The sequence below is a fragment of the Thermodesulfatator atlanticus DSM 21156 genome, assembly GCF_000421585.1.
GTDB classification, from domain to species: domain Bacteria; phylum Desulfobacterota; class Thermodesulfobacteria; order Thermodesulfobacteriales; family Thermodesulfatatoraceae; genus Thermodesulfatator; species Thermodesulfatator atlanticus.
In genome coordinates, this window is sequence record NZ_ATXH01000012.1 from 18,498 (window position 1) to 29,114 (window position 10,617).

Below are 10,617 nucleotides of genomic sequence, written 5' to 3' on the forward strand. Positions count from 1 at the left end.
GGTTTTATTTTTAAATTCGCCTGCTGAATATTCTTTATTGCTCTCCGAATGAGCCTCCCTTTGGGCAGGCGTCAAAGTCAAATTCCAAAAGAGGTGACTAGCAATGTCTGAAACACAAGAAACAATTAAAGAAGCTGAAGTTGTCGAAGAAAAACCAGAAGAAATAGAGGCCCAGGAAGAACAGGAAGAGCCCAAAGAACCCCCTCCGCCACTTAGCCTTACAGAGCTTCGCAAAAAGACCCTTTCTGAGTTGCAGGAACTTGCCAAGGAATATGGAGTTGAAGGCCCGCTTTCCATGCGCAAGCAAGAAATTATCTACGCTATCATCCAGGCACACCTGGAACTTGGCGGTGAAGTTAGAGGTGAAGGGGTGCTCGAAGTTTTGCCTGAGGGATTTGGTTTCTTACGTTTTCCGGACTACAGCTATCTTCCTGGCCCAGACGACATATACGTATCTCCTTCTCAGATCAGACGTTTTAACCTGCGCACCGGAGATACTATTTTTGGGCTTATCCGCCCACCCAAAGAAGGTGAAAGATACTTTGCCTTGCTCAAAGTAGAAAAAATCAACTTTGAAGACCCAGAAAAAGCGCGTTTTAAAATCCCTTTTGACAACCTGACACCGATTTATCCTAACGAATGGCTACGCCTTGAAACAGACCCTGATAATTTCTCAACACGCATCATTGATCTTTTTGTACCCATTGGCAAAGGCCAGCGTGGGCTCATTGTGGCACCCCCACGCACCGGAAAAACCATGCTCCTTCAAAACATAGCCAACGGGATCGTGCGCAATCACCCAGAAGTCTATCTCATCATTCTCTTGATAGACGAACGCCCTGAAGAAGTAACAGATATGGAAAGAAGCGTTCCTAACGCTGAGGTGGTGAGCTCAACTTTTGACGAACCCCCTCAGCGCCACACCCAGGTCGCAGAGATGGTAGTAGAGAAGGCCAAAAGGCTCGTGGAACACGGCCGCGACGTAGTTATTTTGCTCGACAGCTTAACCCGTCTGGCTCGCGCCTATAACACCGTAGTCCCTTCAAGCGGTAAGTTGCTCTCAGGCGGTATTGATGCCAACGCGCTACATAAGCCTAAAAGATTCTTTGGGGCCGCCAGAAACATCGAAGAAGGCGGAAGCCTTACCATTATCGCCACATGCCTGGTTGATACCGGAAGTCGTATGGACGAGGTCATTTTTGAGGAATTCAAAGGCACTGGTAACATGGAAATTCATCTTGACCGCAAGCTTGCTGATCGCCGCATCTGGCCTGCCATTGATATTCACAAAAGCGGCACCCGTAAAGAAGAACTCCTGCTTCCGCAGGAAGTGCTTAACCGGGTCTGGATATTACGAAAACTTCTTTCACCCCTTAACCCGGTAGATTGCATGGAATTTCTCCTTGACAAAATGAAAGATACCAAAAACAATGCAGAATTCCTGGCGGCTATGAACAGGTAAGTTCAACATATGCCGATAATAAGTAGATTTTTAGGAATTATTATTTTTATGTACTATCGAGACCATTTGCCGCCACATTTTCATGCTAAATATGGTGAGTACGAGATTATCGTGGATATAAACACAGGAGTTGTAGAGGGAAAGTTTCCCAAAAGGGCTTTACGATTAGTACTTGAGTGGTATGAATTAAATAAAGAAGCACTGCTAAAAAACTGGGAAAAAATTCAAAAAGGAGAAGTTCCCGAACCAATTCCGCCGTTAGAGTAGAAAAATGTTCACAAAGATAAAAAAAGCTCAATATATCGGAGATTATAAAATAAAGCTTCTTTTCGAAGACGGAAACGAAGGCATAGTAGATCTTTCAAACAGCCTTGAAGGCAAAATATTTGAATCTCTAAAAGACAAAAACTTTTTTGCGAGGTTCAAGCTAGACGAAGAGTTGGGTACGGTTGTCTGGGAAAACGGGGCAGATTTTGCCCCTGAATACCTTTATTATTTGGCCTTTAAGGATCGGGAAGACTTACAGAAAAAAATTAGACAGTGGCATTTTGAAAATAAGGAGGGTTAAATAAAATGAAAAAGGGAATTCATCCGGAGTATCACAAAAAAGCGGTTGTTCGTTGCGCCTGCGGCAACGAAATCATCGTGGGAAGCACTTTGGCTGAAATCAAAGTGGAAGTTTGCTCTAAGTGCCATCCTTTTTATACCGGAGAGCAGCGCATTCTGGATACCTCCGGGCGGGTAGATAAGTTTAAGAAAAAATACGCTGATTTTTATAAGAAACTCGAGAAAGAAAACAAAAAATAAAAATCATGAAAAAACTACATTTGCCAATTATTATAGAACAGGACGAAGATGGTTATTACATAGTCAGTTGTCCTGTTTTTAAAGGATGTCATTCTTATGGAAAAACAATAGACGAAGCCCTAAAAAATATTAGAGAAGTTATTGAACTTTGTCTGGAAGAAGAAAAAGAAGTTACATAAAGGATGCGATATACCAAAGGGTTTATTAAGAAAAATAATTAGGGAAGATTTAGACCTGAGTTTAGAAGAATTTGTTTTACTTTGGCAAAAATTCAAAAAATAGCTTAAAAAAATAAAATATGGGATTTGCAACACATTACCTTAAAAAACTAGACGCTGTAGAAAAGCGTTTTGAAGAGCTTACCACCCAGCTGGCTGACCCAGCGGTGGTAAACGACAGGGAAAAATACACCCAAATTGCCCGTGAACACGCTGATCTCTCCGAGATCGTTGAAACTTACCGGGAATATAAAAAAGTTCTCCAAAACATCGCAGATAATAAAGAACTTGCTGAAGACCAGGACGAAGAGCTGGCCAAGCTTGCCCGAGAAGAACTCAAAGAGCTTGAAGCCCGTCGCGAAGAGCTTGAAAAGCGCCTTATGCTTCTTTTGGTGCCCAAAGATCCTAACGACGAAAAGAATATCATGCTTGAAATCCGGGCAGGCACAGGCGGAGAAGAAGCTGCCCTTTTTGCTGCAGACCTTTTCCGCATGTACAGCCGCTATGCTGAACGCAAAGGCTGGAAGGTTGAAATCCTTGATGTTAATCCCACAGGCCTGGGTGGTTTCAAAGAGATCGTTGCCATGATTAAAGGAAAAGGCGCTTATAGCCGTCTGAAATACGAAAGCGGCGTACATCGTGTACAGCGCATCCCTGAAACAGAAAGCGGCGGACGTATTCATACTTCTGCGGTTACGGTGGCTGTGCTCCCTGAGGCAGAAGAAGTCGATGTTGAGATTCGTCCTGAAGATCTCAAAATTGACACCATGCGGGCAAGTGGCGCAGGTGGCCAGCACGTCAATAAGACCGAAAGCGCGGTGCGCATAACCCACATCCCCACGGGCATCGTGGTTTATTGTGCTAACGAACGCTCACAGCACCAGAACCGCGCCAAGGCCATGCAAATTCTACGTACCCGCCTTTATGAAATAAAATTGCGCGAGCAAGAAGAAAAAATTCAGGCGGAAAGGCGCAGCCAAGTTGGCAGTGGCGATCGGAGTGAACGCATCCGCACGTACAATTACCCGCAAAACCGCATCACAGACCACCGCATCGGTCTTACGCTTTATAGGCTTGAACAGGTTCTTGATGGCGAACTTGACGATATTATCGACAGCCTCATTACTTACTACCAGACAGAAGCCCTAAAAGAACACGAAGACGACGTGGAAAAGGCCGCCTAATGACGCTGCAGATCAACTCTTATAGCTTTGGGCGCACAGAAATAAACGGAAAGACCTACACCAGCGATTTGAAAATAATAAACGGCCAGGTTGTGCCCAATTGGTGGCGCAAGGATGGCCATCACCTTTACCCCGAAGACATAAAAGACATCCTTTCTTCAGACTGTGAAGTACTTGTCGTTGGCACCGGAGCTTATGGCGTAATGAAAATAGACCAGGCGGTCAAAGATGCCTGCGCTCAAAAGGGGATTAAGCTTGAAGCATATAAAACGGAAGAGGCGGTAAAACGTTTCAACAAGCTTTCTGCCTCAGGAGTAAAAGTCGCCGGGGCCTTTCATCTTACCTGTTAATCCTTTCGAGTAGCTTCTTGCTTGGCTTAAAACGCAGGCGCACTTTACCAGAAAGAATCTTTTTCTCTCCTGTGCGCGGATTAAAAAAATTTCGCTCGTGATATTCTTTTACTTCAAAACTGCCAAAATTTTGAAAAACAACTTTTTCTCCCCGTAGAAGTTCACTTTCAAGGGTTTCAAAAAAGGCATCCACATACAGCTTGGCTTTGCGTTTGCTTATCTTTAGTTCCTGGGAAAGCTTTTCAACTAAATCACTTTTACGCATCAAGCTTAAGCCCTAGAGGTAGGGTTTCGCCAAAAAGCCTGGTTCGTTCTTGGCTTGCCACGGGCATGGCCTCTTTTAGCGGACGCAAAAACTCTTCTGAAATATCTAAAACTTCGCGACAAAAATCAAAAACTTCCTGGCGTATCTCTTCGGGAAGATCACGCACCCTGTCTCCCGTAAGTCTCGCAATGTTTACAAGAGCCTCCACCCAGAGGTTGGCAATCTTTGCCTTGGGAGATTTTTTCCGTAAAAAGGAAAGAATTTCTTTAAGTATTCTATTTACTACTGACGATGGGATCACCCGATCTGCCGGACCATACAGTAACTCTCTTGCCAAAAGCCTTGACAGCACAAAAATAAAAAGCCGGTCACCCTTCTTAAGGGCCTGGGGCAAGGCAACTTCGGCAAGTTTTATTTTTATTTCCACAGGGATTCTTTCAAGGTTTGCCACACAAAGCCAGATCTCGCGGCGCTCCTGAGGAGAGGTCTTCTCGGGCTTTTTCCCCTTGGCCGGCAAGACATACGGCCTGAGCTTGGCAAAGAGTTGTTCCTGCTTGCCACGGTTTAGCCCGCCAGCTACCCGGCGCCAGAAGATCCACCATTCAAGATTTACAGCTTTATCAGTGCGGTGTTCAATCCCCGAAAAATATAGCCCCCATATTTGCCTTATCCGAAAAGGATCAGAGGCTTCACCATATCCCGGGCGCAGGAAAAAACCTACCAAATTAAACCACCGGGCTTCATGTGCTGCTGATTTTAAACGCAGATGCTGGTTTTCGATGAGAAAGTCTGCAAGATGCCTGAGCACTAAGAGCGGAAAACGATCCCTTTCCATCTCAAAAATTTCTTCTAAGCGATTCATTACCTTGGGCAAAAGGATTTGATTATTGAAGGCCTCAAGCAAAAAGTCTCTTGCCTTACTAAGGCGCTCTTCCTCAACAGGTGATATTTCTTCTTTCTTTTCTTGCGCTATTAAAACGCCTTCAGGAGTTTCTGAGATTTTTTTCTCTTCCCCGCGCAGGTTAAATTGAAGGCGCCAGCGATGGGGGCTCTCAAGACTTGCGCAATAAGTTTCAAGCACCCCCACCTCGGAAAGATGCACTTCGATGTTGACAGGAATCTCCTTAACGCCGCTTTTACGCCCAAATTTAAGAAGAGTGGTAAGGGGAGGCAAAGAGGCAAAGTCCTCGTTAAGGCTCACTATGTCTCCCAAAGCGTCATCTCGCAGCGAAGAGGTATAAAGGGGGAACTTAACCGGACGATTGGTTAGCACCCGAAAAGTCCGCGGCAGAACTAAATGTTCGCCTTCTTTGGTGCCCTTGGGGGCAATGCAAACCGCCTTTGAGGACTTGTTTTCTTCTATCCCAAGGTAATAAGCCCGCGGAAGCCCGCCTCCCACCCGTATACCAAGACCTTGTTTTACCAAGCCGTAATACGCTGCGCCTACTGCTACCGCAAGGTCAAGGGAGACGGTTTCAAGGGTTTTCAGATTCGTGTGCTCAAACCAGCGGGAAAGCTCCTGGCAAATACGCTTGCGTAAAACTTCGGGCTTTAGCGCGCCACCGTTAAAAAGAACCACGTCTATTTTTTCTATTCCCTGCTTAAAAAGAAATGCTGCCAGGTGTTTGGTAATGGCGGATTCTCGGGCATAAGGGAGCCCCCATTCTCTCATGCCCCTTGGCACTGACTCAACACGTTTTAAACTCTGGTTATAGGAAACCTCTGGGAAAAATTCTTTTTCAATCAACGCCAGCACTTCTTCGCGTTTTACTTTGGCAACTAAAGTGTCAGCAATAAGGGCGCGCCCACGCCCTGGAAGCCTTATGGCGTCTTCCTCTGGGGCATCTGGTGAAAGCAGGCGTTCTTTGAGCTCACGGCAAAGGAAAGTAAGGGTCTGAAAGCGAGCAAAATCAAGGCGTTTTACTGGAAGCCTGCGCTCAACCAAACGCGCAAGAGCAAGGTCGATATTGTCTCCCCCAAGGAGGATGTGGTCTCCCACAGCAATGCGCTCAAGCTCAAGCTCCATAGGGCCCTCTCTTACTTCCACCACGGTAAAATCGCTGGTACCGCCGCCAACATCAACAACCAGGAGCCGTTCTCCTGCTTTTAGGTGCTGGTCCCAGTCTTTTTCGTGCTGGGAAAGCCAGGCATAAAGCGCAGCAGTTGGTTCCTCAAGAAGGATGACTTCAAGGCCCGCCATTTCCGCAGCCTTAAGGGTGAGCTCACGGGCTACCTCGTCAAAAGAGGCCGGCACCGTGAGAATAATGATTTGGTTCTCAAGCCGCGCTTCGGGATCATCCTTAGCCATTTCGTAATTCCAGGCCTCTTTGAGGTGCTCAAGATACCGGGCAGAGGCCTCCACCGGGGAGACCTTTTCAATTTCATCTCCTGCACCCCAGGGAAGAATTTTAGCGGTACGGTCCACCCCACCATGGCAAAGCCAGCTTTTGGCTGAAGAAACAAGATGAGAAGGGACAAGAGCCCCGTGATCCCGCGCATAGGTGCCTACGGCGAAACGTCGGCCAGGAGCCCACGGAAGGCTTAAGTCCTCGTCTGCTTCAAATTTTCCTGGCAAATAAAGAAACGAGGGCAGCGTTTCTCTTTTTCCAAGCCGCCCGGCCCCTACCAATTGGGGTATCTGAAATATGTTTACCTTAAGCGCTGGCCCTGTGTCTTTAAGATCAACATAGGCCAGCGCACAATTGGTGGTCCCTAAGTCAATCCCGATTACGTAGCGTGCCATTTACCTCTATGAGCTCCTTTTTAGGTAACCGCTTTTTTAGCTAGCTCGGCCTTAAGTTCTTCACCCTTGGTGCGATATGCTTCCAGCCGGTTTAAGGCGTTCACCAGAGCTTTTAGGCCAGCGGCGACAATGTCATAATCTTTTCCAAGGCCTGCCACACGTTTGCCCTGATAATCCTCAAGCACCACGCCACAAACCCCCAGGGATTCCGTGCCCTTGCCCACGGCATCTATGTGAAAATCGATGAGCCGCAAGTCTTTTTCGGTAGAGGGTTTATTTTCAGCGGTACCCATAAAATTGTAGCCTAATGCTTTGGCTATCGCCTTGAAAGCAGCATCGATTGAACCAACGCCTACGGTAAAGGCCGTGCGCGTGTCTTTTTCCTGGTCAAGGATTTCTACCTGGGCCAGGGGTTTTAAAGGAGCGCCATACAGACTTGAGACGTATGCTGCTCTTACTTTGTAGCGGTATTGCTCCTCAAGAAATTCATCAAGCACCACTCCTTCTAAGTATTCATCATGAACCGTGCGCAAAACGTCTTTTATTTCCTGACGGAAACGTTCAAAAATTTTGGCCAGGTCTTCGGGAGAAAGCTTCCAGCCGCGGCTTTCCAGCTTGAATTTCACCGCATGACGCCCGGAGTGTTTGCCAAGCACAATGGCGCTTCCTGTCCAGCCGACTTCTTTGGGGTCCATGATTTCGTAAGTGCCCCGATGCATAATGACACCGTGCTGGTGGATACCTGATTCATGAGCAAAGGCGTTAGCCCCCACGATAGCCTTGTTAGGCTGCACCATCATGCCCGTGAGCTTTGAAACTAACTGGCTGGTAGGCACTATTTGCGTGGTGTCTATTCTGGTTTCAAGGGGGGTGCCGAGTGTTTTTTCAAAAAAGTCGCGCCTTATCTTAAGGGCCATGACAATTTCTTCAAGGGCTGCATTGCCTGCTCTTTCTCCGATGCCGTTTATGGTGCATTCCACCTGGCGTGCCCCGGCAAGCAGCGCTGAAAGGGAATTTGCCACAGCCAGACCCAAATCATTGTGACAGTGCACGCTAAAACAAACCTCGCCGCTTGCAAAGCGATCGTAAAGATCTGCCTGTTTAAGGGCTTCTACCAGATAAGAAATAAGTTCATAATACTCCTGGGGCACGGTATATCCCACGGTATCCGGGATATTGACCGTAACAGCCCCTGCCTTTATCACCTCGACAACCACCTGGGCCAGATAATCCCAGTTGCTTCTGGTGGCGTCTTCTGCGGAAAATTCAACAAAAGGGGTGTATTTTTTGGCATGTTTTACCGCCTGGACTGCAAGCTCAAGAACCTGCTCACGGGTTTTGCGCAATTTGTATTGAAGATGAATATCAGAGGTTGCGATAAAAGTATGAATTCGTGGTGCCGCTGCATTTTTAATGGCTTCCCAGGCGGTGTCGATGTCTTTTTCATTGGCGCGAGCAAGGGCGGCCACCTGAACATCTCTCACAGTCTCTGCTATTGCTTTGACACCCTCAAAGTCTCCTGGTGAGGCCACAGGAAAGCCCGCTTCAATAACATCAACTTGCAGGCGTTCAAGGGCGCGCGCTATTTCTTTTTTATCCTCTACGGTCAACGATACGCCTGGAGACTGTTCTCCGTCACGCAAGGTTGTATCAAATATATAAACACGGGAAATCATAAGCACCTCCTTCTCTTCCAAGCTTAATGTTTGAAAACCCAAAGGGCAATTTATTAGGTCTTTTTGGTCTTGGAAAGAAAAAATTTATTGAATTTCTGATGATACTGGAACCTTCTGCCCCCGCCTAGCGCGGAGGGCAAGGAGGAAGGGGCCAGAGGTGGCGTATAGTAAGAAGCCCACAAAAAGGGTTACGTGGGGTTCTGCGGCAATCACTGTTAAGAACAATACAAAAAACACCAGCGAATAAAAAGGATGCCGCTCGGCAAAAGTAAGTTTTTTAAATGAGGGATACGGTGCGTTACTGACCATCAAATATGAAACTATATACACCATGAGCAAAATAGCAATATGCTTCACCGGCTGTTCAAGCCCTATCCACAGAGAAAAAAGCACGGTAGAGGCCATAAGGCCCGCTGCTCCTGGGCTGGGAAGCCCTGAAAAATAATTGGGCTCCCTGGCGGCCTGGACATTAAATTTGGCAAGCCTAAGCGCAGCACAAGCCACGTACAAAAAGGCCGCCAGCCATCCATATCGGCCGTAGCTTTCTAAAGCAAACGTAAAAACCAGAATGGCTGGTGCAACTCCAAAAGATACCAGATCACAAAGGGAGTCATACTCTATGCCAAAGCGGCTGGTAGCTCCGGTAAAGCGGGCAATACGCCCGTCTAAAATATCAAAAATCATGGCAAAAAGAATAGCAATGGCCGCTTTGGCATAATGGCCTTCAATGGCGGCTATAAGGCCAAAAAAACCGCAAAACAGATTGCCCGTGGTAAAAAGGTTGGGCAAAAGATAAATGCGATTTCTTTTATCCTTCTTTTTTTTGCGCTTGTTTATTTTTTCTGCCATGGATATAACACCAAAGGTGATTCCCCTGCCCGTACTTTATGACCCATATTTACCAACACACGTGCTTTATCTTCCGGGATGAAGATATCAACTCGGGAGCCAAACTTAATCATACCAATGCGCTCGCTGGCAAGGACTTCGTCCCCCTCGCGCACAAAAGGAACCGTTCGCCTGGCAAGAAGCCCTGCCACCTGTACCACCAGCAAAGGTGTACCATCAAGGCGCTCAATAGCAAAATAGCGCTTTTCGTTCTGTTCAAAGGCTTCGTCTTTATCAGCAGGAAGAAACTTCCCGGGTTCATGCCAGGTTTTGACAATGCGTCCGGTAACCGGCGCACGGTTTACGTGAACGTCAAAGACATTCATAAAAATGCCGATTTGATAGGCTTCTTGTTCCAGAAATTTTTCTTCTTTTACTTTTTTGATGGCCACGATGCGCCCGTCTGCCGGAGAGATAACCAGCTCCCGGTCAAAGGGCGGATAGCGATCAGGATCACGGAAAAACCAGGCACACGCCAAAGAAGCTAAAAGGCCTCCGTAAAGTAAGTCTTTTCTTTTGGTAAAGTGCCCGACTACAGCGCCTAAAAGCCCTGGCCCAAATACGTAAGGTAGCCCCTCTTTATTAATCACCATAATCTCCTGAGGTTATCTTTTGCCAAAATTCATTTAGTTGTTCTTTTAGTTCAAATAACAAATCATTTGCTTCTTCAAGGTCTGAAGCCTTCTCTAGATTTAAAGCCAAAACCCTAACACTTTCAAGAAAAATCGTTGCACTTGCTCCTTTTAAAGCGTGGGCACTTCTCCGTGCCAAATCAAGATCCCCTGAAGCTAAAGCCCTTTCAATATCTGCAAGGAGTTTTTTTGAGGAAGAAAGATATACTTCCAGGAGGTCTTTTATTTCTCCCCTGTCATGCTCAAGCTCTTCAAAAAAACTTTCTTTATCCCATACTAGCTTCTTTTCCATAATCCTGTAATCGGAAAAATAGAACATTTCTGTAAAGTTTAAAGACCTAAAAGTCTTGGATCCCTTGTGGTAGTCCTTGCCACGCTGGTCTCGTCATTTT

The 10,617-nt window shown here is 46.5% G+C and carries 13 protein-coding genes; 7 read left to right on the forward strand and 6 right to left on the reverse strand.

The window, feature by feature from the left end:
* The first annotated feature begins 103 nt into the window (after window positions 1–103).
* The 7 genes from rho (at window position 104) to H528_RS0106165 (ending at window position 4,021) form a co-directional block, all read left to right on the forward strand.
* Window positions 104–1,462, forward strand: a complete 1,359-nt coding sequence (gene rho, locus H528_RS0106135; protein ID WP_022853460.1) for a transcription termination factor Rho — start codon at window positions 104–106, stop codon at window positions 1,460–1,462.
* Between the two features lie 9 nt (window positions 1,463–1,471).
* Entirely contained in the window at window positions 1,472–1,729 is a 258-nt protein-coding gene (locus H528_RS0106140; RefSeq protein WP_022853461.1) for a DUF4160 domain-containing protein, read from the forward strand.
* Window positions 1,730–1,733: 4 nt separating this feature from the next.
* The gene (locus tag H528_RS0106145; RefSeq protein ID WP_022853462.1) at window positions 1,734–2,030 is read left to right on the forward strand and encodes a DUF2442 domain-containing protein; all 297 of its coding nucleotides are present in this window, start codon (window positions 1,734–1,736) and stop codon (window positions 2,028–2,030) included.
* A 5-nt stretch (window positions 2,031–2,035) separates the two neighbouring features.
* Complete coding sequence (gene rpmE / locus H528_RS0106150; RefSeq protein ID WP_022853463.1) at window positions 2,036–2,269, forward strand: 50S ribosomal protein L31; 234 nt, start codon at window positions 2,036–2,038, stop codon at window positions 2,267–2,269.
* Between the two features lie 5 nt (window positions 2,270–2,274).
* Window positions 2,275–2,448 carry a type II toxin-antitoxin system HicB family antitoxin gene (locus tag H528_RS14300; protein WP_022853464.1) on the forward strand — a complete coding sequence of 58 codons (174 nt, stop codon included), beginning with the start codon at window positions 2,275–2,277 and terminating at the stop codon, window positions 2,446–2,448.
* A gap of 119 nt (window positions 2,449–2,567) precedes the next feature.
* A complete protein-coding gene (gene prfA / locus H528_RS0106160) occupies window positions 2,568–3,671 on the forward strand; it encodes a peptide chain release factor 1 (RefSeq protein ID WP_022853465.1) in 1,104 nt (367 codons plus the stop codon).
* Complete coding sequence (locus tag H528_RS0106165) at window positions 3,671–4,021, forward strand: Mth938-like domain-containing protein (RefSeq protein WP_022853466.1); 351 nt, start codon at window positions 3,671–3,673, stop codon at window positions 4,019–4,021. Before prfA ends, H528_RS0106165 begins: the two co-directional genes overlap by 1 nt.
* Here H528_RS0106165 and H528_RS0106170 read toward each other — a convergent pair.
* From H528_RS0106170 to H528_RS0106195, 6 genes are all read right to left on the reverse strand, one after another.
* Window positions 4,011–4,286: an HU family DNA-binding protein gene (locus tag H528_RS0106170; RefSeq protein ID WP_022853467.1), complete on the reverse strand. Its 276-nt coding sequence runs from the start codon at window positions 4,284–4,286 to the stop codon at window positions 4,011–4,013. The two genes, H528_RS0106165 and H528_RS0106170, sit on opposite strands and share 11 nt — an antisense overlap.
* Window positions 4,279–7,029, reverse strand: coding sequence for a hsp70 family protein (locus H528_RS0106175; RefSeq protein ID WP_022853468.1), 2,751 nt, complete (start codon window positions 7,027–7,029; stop codon window positions 4,279–4,281). The genes H528_RS0106170 and H528_RS0106175 overlap by 8 nt, the downstream gene beginning before the upstream one ends.
* Before the next feature lie 20 nt (window positions 7,030–7,049).
* Window positions 7,050–8,705: a 2-isopropylmalate synthase gene (locus H528_RS0106180; RefSeq protein WP_022853469.1), complete on the reverse strand. Its 1,656-nt coding sequence runs from the start codon at window positions 8,703–8,705 to the stop codon at window positions 7,050–7,052.
* 84 nt (window positions 8,706–8,789) lie between these two features.
* A complete protein-coding gene (gene pssA / locus H528_RS0106185) occupies window positions 8,790–9,554 on the reverse strand; it encodes a CDP-diacylglycerol--serine O-phosphatidyltransferase (RefSeq protein ID WP_022853470.1) in 765 nt (254 codons plus the stop codon).
* Window positions 9,539–10,186: a phosphatidylserine decarboxylase gene (locus H528_RS0106190; RefSeq protein ID WP_022853471.1), complete on the reverse strand. Its 648-nt coding sequence runs from the start codon at window positions 10,184–10,186 to the stop codon at window positions 9,539–9,541. Before H528_RS0106190 ends, pssA begins: the two co-directional genes overlap by 16 nt.
* Window positions 10,176–10,544, reverse strand: a complete 369-nt coding sequence (locus H528_RS0106195; protein ID WP_084677663.1) for an Hpt domain-containing protein — start codon at window positions 10,542–10,544, stop codon at window positions 10,176–10,178. Before H528_RS0106195 ends, H528_RS0106190 begins: the two co-directional genes overlap by 11 nt.
* Window positions 10,545–10,617: the final 73 nt, after the last annotated feature.

What these genes read in the sequence shown, in the direction of transcription:
- rho (WP_022853460.1), top strand. Translation starts at nt 104, where the DNA reads ATGTCTGAAACACAAGAAACAATTAAAGAAGCTGAAGTTGTCGAAGAA.
- H528_RS0106140 (WP_022853461.1), top strand. Translation starts at nt 1,472, where the DNA reads ATGCCGATAATAAGTAGATTTTTAGGAATTATTATTTTTATGTACTAT.
- H528_RS0106145 (WP_022853462.1), top strand. Translation starts at nt 1,734, where the DNA reads ATGTTCACAAAGATAAAAAAAGCTCAATATATCGGAGATTATAAAATA.
- rpmE (WP_022853463.1), top strand. Translation starts at nt 2,036, where the DNA reads ATGAAAAAGGGAATTCATCCGGAGTATCACAAAAAAGCGGTTGTTCGT.
- H528_RS14300 (WP_022853464.1), top strand. Translation starts at nt 2,275, where the DNA reads ATGAAAAAACTACATTTGCCAATTATTATAGAACAGGACGAAGATGGT.
- prfA (WP_022853465.1), top strand. Translation starts at nt 2,568, where the DNA reads ATGGGATTTGCAACACATTACCTTAAAAAACTAGACGCTGTAGAAAAG.
- H528_RS0106165 (WP_022853466.1), top strand. Translation starts at nt 3,671, where the DNA reads ATGACGCTGCAGATCAACTCTTATAGCTTTGGGCGCACAGAAATAAAC.
- H528_RS0106170 (WP_022853467.1), bottom strand. Translation starts at nt 4,286, where the DNA reads ATGCGTAAAAGTGATTTAGTTGAAAAGCTTTCCCAGGAACTAAAGATA.
- H528_RS0106175 (WP_022853468.1), bottom strand. Translation starts at nt 7,029, where the DNA reads ATGGCACGCTACGTAATCGGGATTGACTTAGGGACCACCAATTGTGCG.
- H528_RS0106180 (WP_022853469.1), bottom strand. Translation starts at nt 8,705, where the DNA reads ATGATTTCCCGTGTTTATATATTTGATACAACCTTGCGTGACGGAGAA.
- pssA (WP_022853470.1), bottom strand. Translation starts at nt 9,554, where the DNA reads ATGGCAGAAAAAATAAACAAGCGCAAAAAAAAGAAGGATAAAAGAAAT.
- H528_RS0106190 (WP_022853471.1), bottom strand. Translation starts at nt 10,186, where the DNA reads ATGGTGATTAATAAAGAGGGGCTACCTTACGTATTTGGGCCAGGGCTT.
- H528_RS0106195 (WP_084677663.1), bottom strand. Translation starts at nt 10,544, where the DNA reads ATGTTCTATTTTTCCGATTACAGGATTATGGAAAAGAAGCTAGTATGG.